This window comes from Allobosea sp. RAF48 (genome assembly GCF_052114025.1).
Taxonomy (GTDB): domain Bacteria; phylum Pseudomonadota; class Alphaproteobacteria; order Rhizobiales; family Beijerinckiaceae; genus Allobosea.
On the sequence record NZ_JBFRDZ010000018.1, the window covers coordinates 64,604 to 83,000 of the forward strand.

Below are 18,397 nucleotides of genomic sequence, written 5' to 3' on the forward strand. Positions count from 1 at the left end.
TAACCAAACCAGGGTGCCGCGCGATCTCTCCGGCAAGGCCGCTGCAGCGGCGAAGCGGAGAGAGACGATGCGTAACGAACGGATAGCGGACGCAGAGCCGGCTGAAGCCGGCCCGGCCGGATTCGTGACTGGTGCCGATCTCCTGGCGCTTGGGTTGGCGGAGGCCGGCGCGACGCATGCCTTTGGCATCCCCGGTGGCGAGGTGCTGGCGCTGGTCGATGCGCTGGAGCGCGCCGGCATCCGCTTCCACCTCGCGCGGCACGAGAACGCCGCCGGCTTCATGGCGGAAGGCCTGTGGCACGCGACCGGCGCGCTGCCCGTGCTGGTCGCGACGCTCGGCCCCGGCGTTGCCAATGCGGTCAATGTCGTCGCCAATGCGCAGCAGGACCGGGTCCCGCTGATCTTCGTGACCGGCTGCGTCGATCAGGCCCTGGCCGAGAGCTATACGCATCAGGTCTTCGACCACCAGGCGGTGCTGCGGCCACTGGTCAAGGCGAGCTTCCGCGCCGCTGTTGGCACCGAGGATCTCGTGGTCGCCAAGGCCGTCGCGCTCGCCCAGCGAGGGCGCCCCGGCCCGGTCCATATCGACCTGCCGATTTCGGTCGCCGAAGCCCGCATTGGCCGTCGTACTGCGCCCGCCATTCCACCAGCAACTCCTTCCATCCCGGCGGATCTCCAGCCCGCGCAAGCGCTCATCGCCGCCGCGCAGAGGCCGCTGGTCATCGCCGGGCTCGACCTTGTTCAGGACGGAGCAGCAGCGCTCGACCGCTTCCTGACTCGCACAAGCGCGCCGCTGCTCACCACCTACAAGGCCAAGGGGTTGGTGCCGGAGGGCGATCCGCGCGTGATCGGGGCCGTCGGCCTCTCGCCCAAGGCCGACGCGCTCTTCCGCCCGCTGATCGAGGCGGCCGATCTGATCGTACTCACCGGCTACGACCCGATCGAGATGCGCCAGGGTTGGCGGAACCCCTGGCCCGCCGGCAAGCCCGTCATCGACATCGTCGCGGAGCCGGTCCAGCACGGCATGCACTCTTCCAGCCTGGTGCTGGAAGGCGATGTCGCCATGACGCTGACGAAGCTCTCGGAAGGGCAGGCGACGAAGATAGGCTGGCCGGGCGGCGAGCCTGCGGTGGTCCGCGAAGCGCTCCGCGCCGCCTTTGCCGCTCCCGGCGCATGGGGGCCGCACACCGTCTTCGAGACCCTGCGCCATGTCGCGCCGGCCGGAACGGTCGCGACCGCCGATTCCGGCGCGCATCGCATCCTGCTCAGCCAGATGTGGAATTGCGACGGGCCGCGCCGCCTGCTGCAGTCGAGCGGGCTCTGCACCATGGGCTGCGCCCTGCCGCTGGCAACGGGGGCGGCGCTCGGCTCCGGCCGGCCGACCTTGTGTTTCGTCGGCGATGCCGGCCTCGAAATGGTGCTGGGGGAGCTGGCAACGCTGCGCGATCTCGGCCTGCCGGTGATCGTCGTGGTCCTCGTGGATCACGCGCTCGGGCTGATCGCGCTGAAGCAGCGCCAGCTCGGCCTGGCCCGCGCCGGCGTCGATATCGGCGAGACCGATTTTGCGGCCGTCGCCCGCGCGATGGGCGGGCATGGCGCCACGATCGACGACCGCGAAACGCTAGCGCGTGAGGCGGAAGCGGCTTTCCGGCGGACTGGTTTCACTGTGCTCGCCTGCCGCATCGATGCTTCCAGCTACGAGGGAGCGTTCTGATGGACGCTGCGTCCACCACCCCTGCGAAGCGCCCCCGCGACGAACGGCTCGACCTTTTTCGCGGCCTGACGATGCTGATCATCTTCGTGGCGCATCTGCCGGAGAATAGCTGGAACGCCTGGATTCCCGCACGCTTCGGTTTTTCATCCGGCGCCGAGCTTTTCGTCTTCTGCTCCGGCATCGCCAGCGCGCTCGCCTTCGGCAGCGTCTTCACGCGTCGCGGGCTGTGGCTCGGGACCGCGCGCATCGCCTACCGGATCTGGCAGGTCTATTGGGCGCAGATCGGCCTCGTCCTGGCGCTGATCGCGCTCGCCGCCGCGCTCGACCGGGTCTTCGGCCTCGCCGTGCTGGCGCAGCAGTTCCAGCCGCTGCTGGCCGATCCCGAGAATGCCCTGCTCGGCCTGGCCACGCTGAGCTGGCAGCCCGACTATCTCGACATCCTGCCGATGTATCTCGTCATCCTCGCGCTCGTGCCGGTGATGATGCTGGCGCGCCGGCTCCATGCCGTCTTGCCCTTCCTGATCGCCGCAACGCTCTATGCGGCGGTCTGGGCGAGCGGCCTCAACCTGTCGGGCAATCCCTGGACCGGCGCCGGCTGGTTCCTCAATCCCTTCGCCTGGCAGTTCATCTTCTTCATCGGCTTCTTCATCGCCATGAAATGGCTGCCGGTACCCGCGCTTGGTGACCGGCGATTGATGATCGGGGCCGCGCTCTTCCTCCTGCTCTCGGTGCCGCTGTCCTTCTGGGGCATCCTGGAGCACTGGCCTCCGGCGCAGGCGGCCCGTGATCTCGTCATCCCCGCCAGCGAGAAGACCGATCTGCATATCCTGCGCGTGCTGCACTTCCTGGCGCTCGCCTATCTCGCGCTGAGCCTGATCGAGCCCTGGCGGGACCGGCTCGATCGCGGCGCAGGCCATCTGCTCATCCTGATCGGGCGGCAGTCGCTCGCCTGTTTCCTGGCAAGCGTCGTGTTGGCGCGGCTGCTGGGCACGATCGCCGACATGGCCGGGCGGGGCGAACTTGTGGTGGTTCTGCTCAATCTCACGGGCTTCGCGCTGATCCTCGCCACCGCATGCGTGGTCGGCTGGTTCAAGAGCGCGCCCTGGGCCGGCGCGGGGCGCACGCCCGCGATCGCGGCGCAGAGCGCGCCGCCCGCGAGCGCTCCGCTGACAACACGGGTCCGTGAAGCGAGTTGAACGCCGCTTGATCGAGCCGTTGCGAACTCCCTGACAAGCGCCCTTCACGGCGCGGCAATGGAGCAGCCCATGTCTTACGCCGTTCATCACGATCTCTCCGGCGATCCGATCACCGTCTCCAGCGATGCCGCGCGCCTCGCCTGGAACGACATGCTCGAGGCGCTGCTGGCCCATGCCGCCGCGACGCCCGAGCATCTCGCCCGGGCGCTCGGCGCCGATCCCGACTTCGCGCTGGCGCATGCCGCCAAGGGCCTGATGCTGCTCTCGCTGGCCCGCGCCGAGCTCGTCGCGCCGGCTCGCGATTGCCTCGACAAAGCGCGCACGGCCGCGCTGCTGCGGCCGGTGACGCGGCGCGAAACGATGGTCGTCGAAGCCCTGGCGCTTTGGCTCGACGATCAGCCGCGCCGGGCCGCCGAGCGATTGGAGGCGATCCTGCTCGCCCATCCCTTCGACGTTCTGGCGCTCAAGCTCTCGCATGGCCTGCGCTTCATGCTCGGCGATCAGCCGGAGATGCTCGCGACGCTCAATCGCTTCGCGCCGGGTTTCGGCGAGAGCCATCCGCTCGCCGGCTTCGTCCATGGCTGCCATGCATTCGCGCTGGAGGAGCGCGGTTTCTATGCGCAGGCCGAGCGTGTCGGCCGCCGGGCCGTGGCCCTGAGCCCGCGCGACGCCTGGGGCCGCCATGCCGTCGCCCATGTGCTGGAGATGACCGGCCGCACTGAGGAAGGCATCGCCTGGCTGGGCGACGGGCGCGACATCGCCCATGCCAACAACCTGCGCTTCCACATCTTCTGGCACCTCGCGCTGTTCCGGCTGGAGCGCGGCGAGACCGGCGAGGCGCTGCGGCTCTATGATGAGGAAATCCGGGCCGAACCGACCGACGATTACCGCGACATCGCCAACGGCGCCTCGCTGCTGGCGCGGCTCGACTATGCCGGCGTCGATGTCGGCGATCGCTGGGAAGAGCTCGCCGCCAGGGCCGAGGGGCGCGTCCATGACGGCCGTCTCGTCTTCGCCGATCTGCACTATGCCCTGTCCCTGCTCGGCGCCGGCCATGCCAAGGGGGCCGAAGCCATCGCCCGCGGCCTGATCGAGGATGCCAAGGCTCATCCCAGCATCGAGCGGCGCGCCGCCGCCCGCAACGGCGCTTTCGCCGCTTTCGGGCTGATCGCCTTCCACGAGGGCGACTATGACGAGGCCGCCCGCCTGCTCGGCTCGGCCCGCAACGGCTTGATCGCGATCGGCGGCAGCCATGCCCAGCGCGACCTGCTCGAGCAGGCCTATGCCGAGAGCCTGATCCGGGCCGGCGAGCATGAACGCGCCGCCGAGATCCTCGGCGAACGGCTGCGGCGGCGCTGCGGCTCCAATCTCTTCGCCGCCCGCCGGCTGGCGCAATTGCGCGGTCGCGGCGCCGGACGGCTTGCCGCGCTCGCCATCGCTTCCACCCCGCTCGCCATCGCCCACTGACATCCGGAAAGGACCGCTGCCATGACTACCGCGACCATGACCCGCAGCTTCGCGCTGCCCTCGACCCGCACCGTGATCAACCTTGCGCTCGGCGGCTTTGCCGGCCTCGGCTTCTGGGAATTGTTCTCGGCCGTGCCGACCGCCTGGTTCGCCGAATATCCGCTGGAACCGCCGGAGCTGGTGAAATCGCTCTTCTACCATCAGCTCGGCCTGACGATCTCGACGCCGACCGCCAAGCTCCTGCACTTCACCACCGGCTTCTTGTTCTACCCGCTCGGCTACTGGGGGCTGACGCGCTGGGTGAAGAGCTTCGGCATGCCGGCCGATGGCTGGATCTGGGGCGTGATCACCTATTTCATCGCGCTCGCCTTCTTCGCGCCGCTGGCCGGGCAACATTTCCTGCTAAACGACGTGCCGCGCCTCTCCTTCATGAGCCTCATTGGCCACGCGATCTACGGCTATCTCGCGGCCTATGTCTTCGAGGCGCTCGAAGCGCGCGGGAGGTAAGGCGCATGCTCGATCGACGCGTCTTCATCGGCCTTGCCGCCGCAGCGCTGGCGGGGGGCGGGGCCAAAGCGGAGACGCTGCACCCGGTCAACACGCTGGGCTCGGCCGATGGCCTCGCGATCCGCGGTTACGATCCCGTCGCCTATTTTCGCGACGGAGGTCCGCGGCTCGGCCAGCCGGAATTCTCGGTCCGGCACGGCGGCGCGACCTGGCATTTCGCCAGCGCCGAGCACAAGGCGCTGTTCGAGGCCGATCCGGAGCGCTACCTGCCGGCCTATGGCGGCTTCTGCGCCTACGGCACCTCGCGCGGCTATCTCGTCAAGATCGAGCCGGAAGCCTGGTCGATCGTCGACGGCCGTCTCTATCTCAACTACGATCTCGACGTGCGGAAGACTTGGCTCGGGCGGGCGAGGATCTACATCGCCCGCGCCGACGGAAACTGGCCGCGCCTGGCGACGAAGGGCGTTCGGTAGAACGCACAGAAGTGGTTCGCAAATATCCGACAGAACGCCCTGCGGCTGCGCTCCAACTACTGACCTTGAGACTGCGCCTACAACCGAACATTGGATGTTCGGCTTGAACCACTCCAAGTTTGCCGAAAGCGCCAATTCCTGAGAGGATGGCAGCATGACGGCAAGAGGAGGATCAACTTCGCACGCGAGGGGCAATCGCGGGGAGTCCCTCTGATTTTCTTGAGCAGCCGCGCTTAGCCGGAAATGGCCGGCGCCATCATAGCATGCGCCGGAAGCCACCACGTAGACCGAGTGACTGCTGCGGGCTGGCCTACCGGCATATTCGGCTCAGCGCTTCTCGAGGACCGTCCAGTGCGGGTCATCATCTTCGCGCCTTCCGACGTTCACTCGCTGGAACTCGCCGGCCTGATGGACGTGTTTGCCGAAGCGAACGCGCGTGTTGCCGAAGCCTTCTACGAGGTCGGCATCGTCGCGGAGGAGGACCGACCGATCCGCTGTGGGTCGGGATTGAGAGTTTTGCCGGACTCAGATTACCTCTTGAGTCCGAAGGGTCTCGACACGCTTCTTGTGGCCGGTAGCGTCGGCATACCCAATGCACCGGGTCGAGGCTTGATCGACTGGCTCGCCCGGACGGCCCCTCAGACGCGGCGTTACGGCTCGGTCTGCACTGGGGCTTTCCTGCTCGGTGACGCCGGACTTCTGGGCGGCCGCCACGTGGCGACGCACTGGCAGTATGCGGCTCTCCTCGCCCAACGCTTCCCAGAAGCTAAGGTGGACGGCGACCGGGTCTTCGTGCGGGATGGCCCCATGGTCACGTCTGCCGGATCGAGCGCGGCGATCGATCTCGGCCTTTCGCTGGTCGAAGAGGATCTCGGCCGAGACGTGGCGCTTTATGTCGCCCGCCGTCTGGTCGTGTTTCTGAAAAGGCCGGGGGACCAGTCTCAATACAGCATGCATCTGGCAGCGCAAGGCGTCGACCACAGCCGCCTCTACAAGGTCCAGCAGTACATCCTGAGCCACCCGGATGCTGATCTGTCCGTCAACACCTTGGCGAACATCGCGGCGATGAGCCCGCGCAACTTCACGCGGGTCTTCACGCAGGAGGTGGGAATCTCGCCGGCCGAATATGTCGATCTCACGCGGATTGATGTCGCGCGCTTTCTGCTCGAAGGCAGCCGGCTATCGATGGATTCGATCGCCGCGAAATGCGGCTTCGGTTCTGCCCGGGCGATGCGTCGCGCCTTTCTTGAGCATCTCGGAGCGACGCCCTCGGACTACCGCGATCGATTCCGGACATCTGGAGACGGGTCGAGACCCACTATGTCCGAAATCGGCTGACGGTTGTCTCGAAACGGCCGTACCCGCCGATTGCCCAGCAACCGGCAACAGCGCCATTGCTTGGGTATGAAGGATTTCAAGGGACTGAAGCCGTTGGAGTTCATGAGGTTCGCACCGGCGCTCTGCGCTGGCAACGGTGACCTCAGCTCGGACGCATTGCTCCGCTCGGTTCTGCCGCCGCTCGTCGAGGAATTCTCCGACGGTGTGGCGATCGCCCGGATTTCCGGGGGGGATGGGCCACTTCTCTACGTGAACAGGGCCTTCGAGCGTTTGACCGGATATACGCGGCGCGAGGTGCTCGGGAAGGACTGCCGTTACCTCCAGGGCAATGAACGCCAGCAACCGGAAATCGGCCGCATCGGAGACGCCATCGGGGCCGCCGAACCGGTGGACGTCACGCTTCGCAATCATCGTAAAGACGGGTCAGTCTTCTGGAACAACCTCAGCCTTAGACCTTTCACGGTCGGTGGCGAACTGCTGTACCTTGGTATTCTTCGTGACGTTTCGGCGACGCGCCAGACAGAGATTGCACTCGATCGCGCCGCGAACCTCGACGTTCCAACCGGCTGCCTCAACCGTCAATCGTTCATCGTCGGCGCAGAACGGCACTTCGCGACAACTGCCGGCCCGGTGATGTTCGTGAAGCTCGACGCGATCGGCTTCCACGACATCAACGCAGGGTACGGCTTTGATGTAGGGGACGCGCTGCTCATGGAAATCGGCCGCCGGCTGCGCGGGACCGGGGCCGCTCTGGTCGCCCGGATTGGAGCCAACGAATTCGCCCTGGCCTTCGAACTGACCGATGAGGCAAGCGGGCCACCGATCGTGGCCGAGGTTTGTGCCGCTCTCGCCCCAGACTTCGTAGTCCCGGGGGCGAATGTTTCCCTGCGTTTCGCCTTCGGCTATGCGCTCGGCCCCCCTGACGGCAACCTGATCTCCTTGATCCGCAATGCTGGCGCGGCACTGCACGCGGCGAAGGCAGCTCCGCTGAGTGGGCCTCGCCGGTTTCAGCGTGCAGATGAAGAGGAGGCGCGCAATCGGGTCCAAATGACCCGCGAGTTGAGGGCCTCTCTCGCCAACGATGAGTTCATCCATCACTTCCAACCCCAGATCGACCTTGCGACAGGCCAGTGCGTGGGTGCGGAAGCACTGATACGGTGGAATCATCCCCTGTTTGGTATCGTACCCCCGGGCCGATTCATCGAAGCGGCAGAGCGGAGCGGCGTGCTGCTCGACCTCGGCGAGCGCGGTCTAGCCGCCGTCGCCGCCTTTGCACGCACGATCAACGAACACCGGGAACAACCGCTGCGCTTTTCCGTGAACGTTTCCGCCACCGAGTTTTTGCACAGGGACATGGCGGAGATCGTGGACCGCATCTTACGACAGTCCGGTCTTCGACCAGCCTTGCTGACACTCGAAATCACAGAAGGCATGTTTCTCAATGACACGCCCGGCGTGCTGGAGGCGTTCCGCCGGCTGCGGAATCTCGGTGTCGGCCTCTCCGTAGATGATTTCGGAACTGGCTATTCAAACCTCCGTTCGCTTGAGGCGTTTCCCGTTACGGAAATCAAGATCGACCGGAGCTTCGTCGGGGGATTGACTGCCAGTCCTTCGAAGACCGTCATCGTCCGCGCCATCATCGACCTTGGGCGCGCCCTTGGACTCACCGTCGTTGCGGAGGGGGTGGAGACGGAGGCCCAGCGAGCGCTATTGGCTGGCATGGGATGTCCAATAGGCCAAGGTTTTTTATTCGGTCGCCCTGAGGGCGGCGAAGGTTTCGCCGCGAACCTCCGTCAGGCATCTCCCGACGACTCCGCACAGCGCGCAATGAGATATGGCTCCTTTCGAGCCAAGACGTCATTCGGCTCTCTGGGCACCCTTCATTCCGCATGCGGCGACAAATCCTGACGCAACGCGCCAATTGCGGACATCGGTTGGGTGCCCGGCAGCGGCCATTCGGGGGCCTGTCCATTAGCGCGGTCCGTTGGCGATCCTTTGCGGACCTAAGCGATGGTTGGGCCACTTCGTTTGAGCCTGGCGTCATAGTTCGAGCGGCGGGCCGGAAGCGCTGCTTCGTTTGGCTGCTGATATTCGCGGAGGCTGCGCGCTTCATCAGCATCGCCGACCGATCGATGCGCTAACCCAAATGTTTCGCCGCTCCGGACATCGCAGCCTCGGCCGACACTTGACAGGCGCCTCAGTTAACCCATAGCGTATCAAATAATAAAATGACGTTTCATTATATGAAATGAAACACGAGGAACGCTCTTGTCGACGGATTTGCCAAAAGCTGCGGGGAAGCCTGCGCCTGCCGGCACCAGCACGCTCGATCTCGCACTTCACGCGGTCGAGTATCTGGTGCAGCAGAGCCGCCCGGCTTCGCTGGCCCAGATCGCCGAGGCGCTCTCCGCGTCGAAGGCGACGATCTATCGGCACCTGGTAACGCTGCAGCGCCACGGCTTCGTCCGGCAGGAGGTCGAGACCGGCCGCTACGAGGCTGGGATCAAGCTGATGGTGCTGGGCGAGGCGCTGCGGCAACGCTTCGACATCGTCAGCGCCGCGCGCGAGGAACTGATGACCCTGCGCGACCACACCGGCCAGGCGGTCACCGTCTGCGCCGCGATCGACGACGAGCTGATCGTCCTCGAACTGATCCAGGGCCGGACGCTCATCGAATTCTCCACTCGGCCCGGCACGCGGCTCGCCTTCCATGCCAGCGCCCACGGCAAGATCTGGCTCGCTTTCGGCTCGCAGGAGCGTACGGCCGCGATCGCCAACGGCCCGCTCGAAGCCTGGACGCCAGCGACCATCATTTCAACGCAAGCGCTGCTTGCCGAGGTCGACGCCGTTCGCGAACGCGGCTGGGCCACCGCACCCGACGAGGTGATCACCGGCGTCAACACGGTGGCCGCCCCCGTCTTCGACCACCGCAAGGTTCTCGTCGGCTCGATCGCCATCGTCGGCGCGACGCAGTTCATTCCGCCCGTTCCCGATCCCGAACAGATCCGTGAGGTCGTCGGCAGCGCCGCACGCATCTCGCGTGGCTTGACCTGGAAAGACTGAGAGCATGACCTACTCGCTGGCCGTCGATATCGGTGGCACCTTCACCGATATAGTCCTGCGCGACCCGCAGGGCGGGCTTAGCGTCGACAAGACGCTGACCACGCATCACGATCTGCTGGAAGGCTTCTTCCGGGGCGTCGACTCCGTGCTCGGCAAGGCCGGCATCGCCGCCGGCGCGGTCGACGGCGTTGTGGTCCATGCCACGACCGTCGTGACCAACGCGCTGATCGAGCGCAAGGGTCTGCCGACGGCGCTCGTCGTCACCGACGGCTTCAGCGACGTGCTCTCGATCCGCAATGAGCATCGCTACGACATGTACGATCCGCAGATCGAGTTCCCCGAGCCGCTGGTCTCGCGCGAGCTGACCTTCGGCCTGAAGGAGCGCGTCCTGGCTGATGGCACGGTGGCGCTCGCACCGAGTCCGCAGGATATCGCAGAGCTCGCGGCCGATATCCGGGCCAGCGGCGCGCGTGCTGTTGCGATCTGCTTCCTCAATAGCTTCGCCAACCCGGACAACGAGGCGCTGGTCGCAGTCGCCCTGTCGCGCGAACTCAACGACGTCTTCATCTGCACCTCGTCGGAGGTCGCGCCACAGATCCGCGAATACCAGCGAGCCTCGACGGCGACGGTGAATGCCTATGCGATGCCGATCTCGCAGCCCTATCTCAAGCGGCTGAGCGACCGGCTGCGCGTCGAGGGCTTCGCCAACACCCCGCTGATCATGCTGTCCTCCGGCGGAGTCGTCGGGGCCGAGACCGCGGGCCGCAACCCCGTGCGGATGATCGAGAGCGGCCCGGCTGCCGGCGCGCTCGCGGCCTGCCATTATGCCGAATTGCTCGACATCGACCGGCTGATGTCCTTCGACATGGGTGGCACCACCGCCAAGGCCTGCCTCATCGAAAACCGCACGCCGCTGATCACCGGGCTGTTCGAGGTTGACCGGCGCTACCGCTTCCGCGAGGGCAGCGGCCTGCCGGTCACCGTGCCCTCGATCGACCTGATCGAGATCGGCGCCGGCGGCGGCAGCATCGCCCATGTCGACGATCTCGGCCTGCTCAAAGTCGGGCCGGAAAGCGCCGGCTCCAATCCGGGACCGGCCTGCTATGGCCGCGGCGGCAAGAACGCGACCGTGACCGATGCCGACCTCGTGCTCGGCCTGATCGATGCCGAGAACTTCCTCGGCGGCGACATGTCGCTCGACAAGGCCGCTTGCGACGCGGCCATGGCGCGGCTCGGCGAGGCGCTCGGCCTCAATGCCGCGCAGGCGGCGCGTGGCATCTACCGCATCGTTACGGAAGCCATGGCCTCGGCGGCGCGAACCCATGCGACAGATCGCGGCGTCGATTATCGCGGCCTACCGCTCTTCGCCTTCGGCGGCGCCGGCCCCTTGCATGCCTGCGGCGTCGCCGAGTTGCTGCAGAGCACCAGCGTGATCGTACCGCCGCAGTCGAGCGTGCTCTCGGCCTTCGGCACGCTCGTCACTCCCGTCCGGCTCGATCTCGTGCGCAGCGACCTGACGCGGATCGACCATCTCGACTGGGAGCGCGTCGATCGCGTCATCGGCGACCTCGAGAAGGAAGGGCTGACGGCGCTGGGTGAATCCGGCTGCGCAGCCGCCGATGTCACGATCCTGGTCGGCGCCGATATGCGCTATGTCGGCCAGCAGCACGAGGTCACGATCATCTTCGAGGCCGATCCGCGCCAGAGCCGCGACAGCAAGGCGCTCACCGCGCAATTCGAGGCGGCCTATCGCACGCTCTACGGCGTCAACCCCTCGCATGTCCCGATCGAACTCGTGACCTGGCGTGTCGTCGCGCGTGGGCCCCTGCCGCATTTCGACGGCCAGGCCCGGTCGCAGATCGCCGCCGGGGCGCCTAAGCGCCACAGGCCGGTTCATGCCTGGGAGGACGGCCAGTCCGTCCCCGTCTACGAGCGCTCGGCGCTCGCCATCGGCCAGACCGTCGCCGGCCCCGCCATCATCGAGGAGCGCGAGACCACGACCGCGCTGCCGCCCGGCTGGAGCGCGACGATCGACGCGCTCGGCTGCATCGTCGCCACGAAAGGGTAAGTCCGATGGCAAGGTCACATCCAATGGACGGAGTCGAGCTCGAAATCCTCTGGTCGAACCTGATCGGCATCGTCACCGAGCGGGCCAAGGCGCTGCAGCGCATCGCCTTCAGCCCGATCGTGCGCGAGGCCGGCGACCTCGCCTGCGCGCTGTTCGATCAGCGCGGCCGCATGGTGGCGCAGGCCAATACCGGCACACCCGGCCATATCAACTCGCTCGCCTTCGCGGGGGCGCATCTGGTGCGCCTGTTCAAGGGCCGCTGCGAGCCCGGCGACGTGCTGATCACCAATGATCCCTGGCTCTCGGCCGGGCATTTCTTCGACATCACCATTTTGACGCCGATCTTCGACGGGGAGAAGCTGCTCGCCTATATCGGCTCGACCATCCACCACACCGATATCGGCGGCTACGGCATCGGTGCCGGCGCCCGCGACGTGCATGAGGAAGGCCTCTGGATCCCGCCGCTCAAGCTCTATGAGCGCGGCAAGCCCAGCGAAATGCTGCACGATATTATCCGCCGCAATGTCCGCACGCCCGATGCCGTCTTCGGCGATCTCTCGGCGCAGGTTTCGTCCGGCGAGGCGGCGGCCGACCACCTGATCACTTTGTGCGAGCGCTACGGGATCGAGGACATCGAGGCGCTGTCCGACGAGATCATCGACCGCTCCGAGGAGGCGACGCGCAACGCCATCCGCAAGCTGAAGGCCGGCACCTATCACGGCGAGGCGATCTTCGACGTTCCCGGCGGCGAGATCATCACGCTCAGGACGGCCGTCACGGTCGATGCCGAGAGCGGCTCGATCATCGTCGATTTCGAGGGGTCCTCGCCGCAGACGACGACCGGCATCAACGTCGTCCTGAACTACACCCACGCCTATTCGACCTTCGCGATCCGCTCCTGCCTCAATCCGGACCTGCCGAACAACACGGGTTCGCTGGCGCCGATCGAGGTGCGTGCGCCGGTTGGCTCGATCGTCAACTGCGCCTATCCGGCACCGGTGAATGCGCGCCATGTCGTCGGCATGTATGTGCCGATGCCGATCCTGAAAGCACTGCATCAGGTCATGCCGGAGCGCGTGCTGGCGGAAGGCTCGGGCGCGGTCTGGACGATCCAGATCCAGGGCCGCAAGCCCAGCGGCGAGGCCTTCACCTCGTCGATGTTCAACTATTCCGGCGGCATGGGCGCCCGCGCCGGCAAGCCCGGACCGAGCGCGACCTGCTACCCGACCGGCGTCGCGGCGGTGCCGATCGAGATCCTCGAAGCGGCGATGCCGATTGTCTTCGATCGCAAGGAATTGCGGCCGGGCTCCGGCGGCAGGGGCCGGATGCAGGGGGGCGACGGCCAGATCATCCAGTTTCATATGCGCACCGACCACCCCTGGTTGCTGAATGCCGTGCCGAGCCGGCTCGAACGCGGTCCCGACGGCATCGATGGAGGCCTGTCCGGTGCGCCTGGCCGCTTCCTCGTCAACGGCAAATCCGTCAGCGAAGCCAAGAAGCTGACCATGCAAGCCGGCGACGTCGTGTTGCTGGAGACGCCCGGCGGCGGCGGCTACGGCAAGCCGACAACCTGACGGCAACCACCACCAGCCTGAAAAGCCAAGAAAAAGGCGGGGCCTCGGAACGGGGCCACCAGCCCGAACCGAGGGAAAACGGGAGGAGAAATGATGAAGCAGACCCTTTTGGCGGCCTGCCTTGCCGCAAGCCTCGCGCTGGCCGGCGCGATGCCGGCCTATGCGCAGGAACCCTACAAGATCGGCGTTTCAGCCGGTTTGACCGGCTATGCCGCGACTGTCGACCGCGCCTGGCGCGACGGTGTCGAACTCGCGGCCGCCGCGGTCAACGCCAAGGGCGGCGTGATGGGCCGCAAGATCCAGGTCGTCGTCGAGGACAACCGCTCCGAGCCTCAGGAGGCGGTGACCGTCTACCGGAAGATGCTGAGCTCGGACAAGGTCGACGTCTTCGTCAGCGGCTGCGTCTCGGCCGGCAATTTCGCGGCCGCTGGCCTGCTGCTGCGCGCCAAGATTCCGATGATGCTGTGCTCGATCCTGCCGACGCAGGCCGAGCATCTGCCCTGGGCCTTCACCACCTTGCCGCCCGCTGGCTTCGAGGTCGACAAGCGCCTGGAATACCTCAAGGAGAAAACGCAGATCCGCAAGATCGCGGTGCTGCACGACCCGACTCCTTACGCCAATCTCCAGAAGAGCGTGGCCGAGCGCAACGCCGCGAAATATGGCCTCGAGGTCGTCTCGGTCGATCAGTACAAGCAGGACGATGCCGATCTTAGCGTGCAGATCAGCAAGGCCCGCGCGGCCGGCGCGGGCGCGATCCTGAAGATCGGGCTCGGCGGCACGACGCTCACCGCCGCCAAGAACATCAAGCAGCTCGGCGCCGACATGCTGCTGCTGACGAGCCTCGAGGATCTCGCCGTGTTCGGCCCCGTTGCCGAGGTGCTCGGGGACAAGTTCCTCTTCGTCGCCTCGCCCTCGCAGGTCTATGAAGCGCTGCCCGAAGGCCCGCTCAAGACCGGGATCAAGGCCTTCCTCGATCCCTGGCGCGAGAAGTTCAGGGATCGTGATCCGAACTGGGCCTCGCGCGGCTGGGACGGCGTCATGCTGACAATCGCCGCGATCGAGAAGGCGAAGTCCTTCGAGGGCGAGAAGGTCCGCGCTGCCTATGAGGAGCTGACCGGCTTCCAGGGTACGACCGGCATCTACAATTTCCGGCCGGACCTCCACCAGGGCATCACCGAGAACCCCTTCGTGCTCGCCACCATCGAAGGCGGCAAGGTCAAGGTGGTGCAATGATCCCGGCGGTCGCGGCCGGCACACAGGGGAGCGCAGCTCTGCCGAACTCGGCTCCGCCGATCCTGGCCGCGACCGGCCTCGCCGCACGCTACGGCCATATCCACGCGCTGCACGGGGTCGATCTGCGCATCGGCGAAGGCGAGCTCGTCGCCGTGCTCGGCCCGAATGGCGCCGGCAAGTCGACCCTGCTGCGCGCCATCATGGGACTGTCGGCCAATAGCGGCGAGGTCCGCTTCCGGGGCGAGGCGCTACCCCGGCACGATGCGGTCGCGGTCGCTTCGCGCGGCATCGTGCTGGTTCCGGAAGGACGCGGGCTGTTTTCGCCCATGAGCGTTTCCGATAATCTCGAACTCGGCGCCTATCGCCTGCGCGACAAGGCCGAGTTCAACCGCCGGCGCGAACGCGTGCTGGCCCTGTTCCCGCGCCTGAAGGAACGGCTCGGCCAGGCCGCGGGCTCGATGTCGGGCGGCGAGCAGCAGATGCTCGCGCTCGGCCGGGCGCTAATGGCGGGGCCGAAGCTCTTGCTGCTGGACGAGCCCTCGCTCGGCCTCGCGCCGCGCGTCACCGGAGAAATCCTGGAGACGCTCGGCCTCCTGAACCGCGAAGGTCTGGCGATCGTGCTGGTCGAGCAGAAGGCGCCGCTGGCGCTCGAACTCGCCAACCGCGTCTACCTGCTTTCGCTCGGGCGCATCGTCGCCGAACTCGATCCGCGTGACATCACCTCCCATGACGATCTCGCACAGCATTACTTCGCCTGAACGGCGCCCGATCAGGCTGGTCGGCCTGCTGCCCTGGCTCTTCGCCGCGGTGGTGGTCGGTTATGCCATGGTCGTCGGCGGCTACGCGGCAACCGTCGTCTCCTTCGCCCTGATCTATGCGGTCTTCGTCACCGGGCTGAACCTGTTCATGGGCTTCGCTGCGCAGGTCTCCTTCGGCCAGAACGCCTTCGCCGCGATCGGCGGCTATCTCTCCGCCGTGCTGACGACGAGCCATGGCTGGGGGCCCTTGCCCGCCACCGTGCTCGGCATGGTCGCGGCCGTGCTCGCCGCCGCCATCATCGGCTATCCCACGCTCAGGCTGAAGGGCCATTACCTCGCCATGGGCACGCTGGCGATCGGCCTGATCACCTATGAGATCACGGTAGAATGGCAGTCGGTGACGCAGGGCTACATGGGCATTTCTGGCATCCCGCCTTTCGGCATCGGCCCCTGGGAGGTCACCTCCGACAGGGGCCAGCTCATCCTGCTCTCGCTCGTCGTGTCAGCCTGCGCCTTTGCCGCCGCGCGCATCCGCCGCTCCCGTTTCGGCCGCGCGCTCTCGGCGGTCGCCGGCAGCGAGGAGGCGGCGACCGCGCTCGGCATCGACGTCTCCCGCTACAAGCTCGCGGCCTTCCTGCTATCGGCCGGCTTCGCGGCACTGGCCGGATCGCTCTTCGTCCATGTCGTCGGCTTCGTCAGCCCGGAGGTCTTCGGCCTGCACATGGTCATCGTCACCTTCACCATGCTCTATGTCGGCGGCATCGGCACGGTCGCCGGCCCCCTTGTCGGGGCACTGATCGTCAGCCTGCTGCCCGAGACCTTCCGCGCCTTCAAGGAGTATCAGGACCTCGCCTATGGCGCGGCGCTGATCCTTCTGCTGATCTATGCGCCGCGCGGCCTTTCCAGCCTGTTCGCGCCGCGAGGCCGGTCATGACCCGGCTCCGCCTGGAAGGCGTGACCCGGCGCTTCGGCGGGCTGGTCGCGGTCGACGACGTCTCGTTCGAGGTGCCCGCCGACGGCGTCACCGCGGTGATCGGCCCCAACGGCGCCGGCAAGACCACGTTGTTCAACCTGATCTCCGGCTTCCTGCCGCCGAGCGTCGGCCGCATCATCTTCGAAGGCAACGACATCACCGCCCGCCCGCCGGCCGACATCGCCAGGGCGGGACTGGTCCGGACCTTCCAGCTCGTCAAGCTGTTCGAGGATCTCAGCGTGCTCGACAACGTCAAGGTCGGCTGCCATCTGCAGGGCAAGGCCGGCCTGTTCGCCGCACTGCTGCGGCCGGATTCGGCGCGCCGCGAGGAAGCGGCGGTCGAGGCGCGCGCGCGCGAACTCCTGGCCTTCGCCGGGCTGGCGGCGATGGCCGACGAGCCCGCCTCGGCGCTGCCCTATGGCCGCCAGCGCATGCTGGAGCTCGCACGCGCCCTGGCCGCAGGTCCGCGGCTCATCCTGCTCGACGAGCCGGCCGCCGGCCTCAACACCGAGGAATCCGCGGCGCTGTCGCGGATCATCCGTCGCATCGCCGAGGACGGCACCAGCGTGCTCCTGATCGAGCACGACATGACGCTGGTGATGAACACCGCCGATCGCGTCATCGTGGTCGATTTCGGCCGCAAGATCGCGCAAGGCACCCCGGCCGAAGTCCGCGCCGACCCGGCCGTGATCGCGGCCTATCTGGGCACCGGAAAATCGTCCGCAGGCGAGCCGACCATGCAGGAGACGCCCCATGGCTGACTGGTCCTATATCCCCCAGGTCCTGGTCAGCGGGCTGGGCATCGGCTGCGTCTACGGGTTGATCGGCATCGGCTTCTGCGTGATCTACAACGCCAGCGGCATTGTGAACTTTGCCCAAGGGGCGTTCGTGATGCTGGGCGGCATGATCACCCATGTGCTGTTCGCGCGGAACGGCGTGCCGCTGCCGCTGGCGGCGCTGATCGCGATCGCGGCGGTGGCGATCCTCGGCGTCGCGATCGAGCGCGTCGTCGTCAGGCCGCTCTGGAACCGCAAGGCGACGATGTTCGTCATGATCCTTGCTACGCTCGCCGCACAGATCGTGGTCGAGCGGCTGACCCTGATCGCGGTCGGCGACCAGCCCAAGACGCTGCCCGTCTTCACCGACCGGCCGCCGCTAATGATCGGCCCGGTCGCGATCGGCTACCAATTGATCTGGATCGTCGGCGGCTCGCTCGCGATCGTCGCAGCGCTCGCCGCATTCTTCGGGCTGACCCGGACCGGCAAGGCGATGCGCGCCTGCTCGATCAATCGCGAGGCCGCGGCGCTGCAGGGCATCCCGATCTCGCGCATGCTGGCGCTGGCCTTCGCGCTGAGCGCCGCGCTGGGCGCAATCGCCGGCATCCTGATCACGCCGACGCAATACACCGCCTTCAATGTCGGCGTGCCCTTCGCGATCAGCGGTTTCATCGCCGCGATCGCCGGCGGCTTCGGGCGGCCTTTCGGCGCCTTTCTCGGCGGCTTGCTGCTCGGCCTGCTGCAGGCGCTCGCCATCGTTGGCTTCGGCGCCGGATTGAAGAATGTCGCAGCGCTGTCGGTGTTGCTGCTGTTCCTGTTCATCCGCCCGTCGGGGATCCTCGGCGCCGCCAAATGACCACCCAAGTGACTATCTGACTGAGCGACGATCGGAGCCGCTGCCATGGACATTCACAAGATCGACTGGAGCCAGATTCCGTGGACACCGGTGCGCCCGGGTGTAGACCGCAAGGCCTTCTCCGGTAATGCAGCGACGGTGGCGCTGCACCGGCTGATGCCTGGACACGAGCCCAAACCGCACAGCCATCCCCATGAGCAGATCGCGTATATCGTCAGCGGCACCATCCGCTTCTTCATCGGCGGCGAGGAGCATCTGATCGGTCCCGGGGGGCTAGTCGTGATCCCGTCGAATGTCGAGCATTGGGGCGAGGTCGTCGGCGATGAGCCGGTGATCAATCTTGATGTGTTCACGCCGCGCCGGCCCGAATACGCTTAGGCTGGATACTCATATGATTTTCC

The 18,397-nt window shown here is 66.7% G+C and carries 16 protein-coding genes; all 16 read left to right on the plus strand.

The window, feature by feature from the left end:
* Positions 1 to 67 precede the first annotated feature (67 nt).
* The gene (locus AB4Z10_RS25890) at positions 68 to 1,714 is read left to right on the plus strand and encodes a thiamine pyrophosphate-binding protein (protein ID WP_441473278.1); all 1,647 of its coding nucleotides are present in this window, start codon (positions 68 to 70) and stop codon (positions 1,712 to 1,714) included.
* Entirely contained in the window at positions 1,714 to 2,910 is a 1,197-nt protein-coding gene (locus AB4Z10_RS25895) for an OpgC family protein (RefSeq protein WP_441473279.1), read from the plus strand. The genes AB4Z10_RS25890 and AB4Z10_RS25895 overlap by 1 nt, the downstream gene beginning before the upstream one ends.
* A 69-nt stretch (positions 2,911 to 2,979) precedes the next feature.
* Positions 2,980 to 4,377 (plus strand): tetratricopeptide repeat protein, encoded by a 1,398-nt coding sequence (locus AB4Z10_RS25900; RefSeq protein WP_441473280.1) that lies wholly within the window; start codon positions 2,980 to 2,982, stop codon positions 4,375 to 4,377.
* A gap of 21 nt (positions 4,378 to 4,398) precedes the next feature.
* Complete coding sequence (locus tag AB4Z10_RS25905; RefSeq protein WP_441473281.1) at positions 4,399 to 4,884, plus strand: hypothetical protein; 486 nt, start codon at positions 4,399 to 4,401, stop codon at positions 4,882 to 4,884.
* Positions 4,885 to 4,889: 5 nt separating this feature from the next.
* A complete protein-coding gene (locus AB4Z10_RS25910; RefSeq protein WP_441473282.1) occupies positions 4,890 to 5,357 on the plus strand; it encodes a YHS domain-containing (seleno)protein in 468 nt (155 codons plus the stop codon).
* 351 nt (positions 5,358 to 5,708) lie between these two features.
* Entirely contained in the window at positions 5,709 to 6,695 is a 987-nt protein-coding gene (locus AB4Z10_RS25915) for a GlxA family transcriptional regulator (RefSeq protein ID WP_441473283.1), read from the plus strand.
* Positions 6,696 to 6,761: 66 nt separating this feature from the next.
* The gene (locus AB4Z10_RS25920) at positions 6,762 to 8,603 is read left to right on the plus strand and encodes a putative bifunctional diguanylate cyclase/phosphodiesterase (RefSeq protein WP_441473284.1); all 1,842 of its coding nucleotides are present in this window, start codon (positions 6,762 to 6,764) and stop codon (positions 8,601 to 8,603) included.
* A 360-nt stretch (positions 8,604 to 8,963) separates the two neighbouring features.
* Positions 8,964 to 9,758: an IclR family transcriptional regulator gene (locus AB4Z10_RS25925; RefSeq protein ID WP_441473285.1), complete on the plus strand. Its 795-nt coding sequence runs from the start codon at positions 8,964 to 8,966 to the stop codon at positions 9,756 to 9,758.
* Between the two features lie 4 nt (positions 9,759 to 9,762).
* Entirely contained in the window at positions 9,763 to 11,826 is a 2,064-nt protein-coding gene (locus tag AB4Z10_RS25930; RefSeq protein WP_441473286.1) for a hydantoinase/oxoprolinase family protein, read from the plus strand.
* A gap of 23 nt (positions 11,827 to 11,849) precedes the next feature.
* Complete coding sequence (locus tag AB4Z10_RS25935; RefSeq protein ID WP_441473287.1) at positions 11,850 to 13,400, plus strand: hydantoinase B/oxoprolinase family protein; 1,551 nt, start codon at positions 11,850 to 11,852, stop codon at positions 13,398 to 13,400.
* Between the two features lie 93 nt (positions 13,401 to 13,493).
* Positions 13,494 to 14,633 (plus strand): ABC transporter substrate-binding protein, encoded by a 1,140-nt coding sequence (locus tag AB4Z10_RS25940; protein WP_441473288.1) that lies wholly within the window; start codon positions 13,494 to 13,496, stop codon positions 14,631 to 14,633.
* Positions 14,630 to 15,391: an ABC transporter ATP-binding protein gene (locus AB4Z10_RS25945; RefSeq protein WP_441473289.1), complete on the plus strand. Its 762-nt coding sequence runs from the start codon at positions 14,630 to 14,632 to the stop codon at positions 15,389 to 15,391. Before AB4Z10_RS25940 ends, AB4Z10_RS25945 begins: the two co-directional genes overlap by 4 nt.
* Entirely contained in the window at positions 15,360 to 16,325 is a 966-nt protein-coding gene (locus tag AB4Z10_RS25950; RefSeq protein ID WP_441473290.1) for a branched-chain amino acid ABC transporter permease, read from the plus strand. Before AB4Z10_RS25945 ends, AB4Z10_RS25950 begins: the two co-directional genes overlap by 32 nt.
* Positions 16,322 to 17,125, plus strand: coding sequence for an ABC transporter ATP-binding protein (locus AB4Z10_RS25955; RefSeq protein ID WP_441473291.1), 804 nt, complete (start codon positions 16,322 to 16,324; stop codon positions 17,123 to 17,125). The genes AB4Z10_RS25950 and AB4Z10_RS25955 overlap by 4 nt, the downstream gene beginning before the upstream one ends.
* Positions 17,118 to 17,996 carry a branched-chain amino acid ABC transporter permease gene (locus AB4Z10_RS25960; RefSeq protein ID WP_441473292.1) on the plus strand — a complete coding sequence of 293 codons (879 nt, stop codon included), beginning with the start codon at positions 17,118 to 17,120 and terminating at the stop codon, positions 17,994 to 17,996. Before AB4Z10_RS25955 ends, AB4Z10_RS25960 begins: the two co-directional genes overlap by 8 nt.
* A gap of 45 nt (positions 17,997 to 18,041) precedes the next feature.
* On the plus strand, positions 18,042 to 18,374 hold the full coding sequence (locus AB4Z10_RS25965; RefSeq protein WP_265055132.1) for a cupin domain-containing protein: 333 nt from the start codon (positions 18,042 to 18,044) through the stop codon (positions 18,372 to 18,374).
* The last annotated feature ends 23 nt before the right edge of the window (positions 18,375 to 18,397 follow it).

Coding starts and splice junctions, on each gene's coding strand:
- AB4Z10_RS25920 (WP_441473284.1), top strand. CDS start 6,762: ATGAAGGATTTCAAGGGACTGAAGCCGTTGGAGTTCATGAGGTTCGCA.
- AB4Z10_RS25900 (WP_441473280.1), top strand. CDS start 2,980: ATGTCTTACGCCGTTCATCACGATCTCTCCGGCGATCCGATCACCGTC.
- AB4Z10_RS25940 (WP_441473288.1), top strand. CDS start 13,494: ATGAAGCAGACCCTTTTGGCGGCCTGCCTTGCCGCAAGCCTCGCGCTG.
- AB4Z10_RS25895 (WP_441473279.1), top strand. CDS start 1,714: ATGGACGCTGCGTCCACCACCCCTGCGAAGCGCCCCCGCGACGAACGG.
- AB4Z10_RS25945 (WP_441473289.1), top strand. CDS start 14,630: ATGATCCCGGCGGTCGCGGCCGGCACACAGGGGAGCGCAGCTCTGCCG.
- AB4Z10_RS25955 (WP_441473291.1), top strand. CDS start 16,322: ATGACCCGGCTCCGCCTGGAAGGCGTGACCCGGCGCTTCGGCGGGCTG.
- AB4Z10_RS25965 (WP_265055132.1), top strand. CDS start 18,042: ATGGACATTCACAAGATCGACTGGAGCCAGATTCCGTGGACACCGGTG.
- AB4Z10_RS25935 (WP_441473287.1), top strand. CDS start 11,850: ATGGACGGAGTCGAGCTCGAAATCCTCTGGTCGAACCTGATCGGCATC.
- AB4Z10_RS25890 (WP_441473278.1), top strand. CDS start 68: ATGCGTAACGAACGGATAGCGGACGCAGAGCCGGCTGAAGCCGGCCCG.
- AB4Z10_RS25910 (WP_441473282.1), top strand. CDS start 4,890: ATGCTCGATCGACGCGTCTTCATCGGCCTTGCCGCCGCAGCGCTGGCG.
- AB4Z10_RS25950 (WP_441473290.1), top strand. CDS start 15,360: ATGACGATCTCGCACAGCATTACTTCGCCTGAACGGCGCCCGATCAGG.
- AB4Z10_RS25960 (WP_441473292.1), top strand. CDS start 17,118: ATGGCTGACTGGTCCTATATCCCCCAGGTCCTGGTCAGCGGGCTGGGC.
- AB4Z10_RS25930 (WP_441473286.1), top strand. CDS start 9,763: ATGACCTACTCGCTGGCCGTCGATATCGGTGGCACCTTCACCGATATA.
- AB4Z10_RS25905 (WP_441473281.1), top strand. CDS start 4,399: ATGACTACCGCGACCATGACCCGCAGCTTCGCGCTGCCCTCGACCCGC.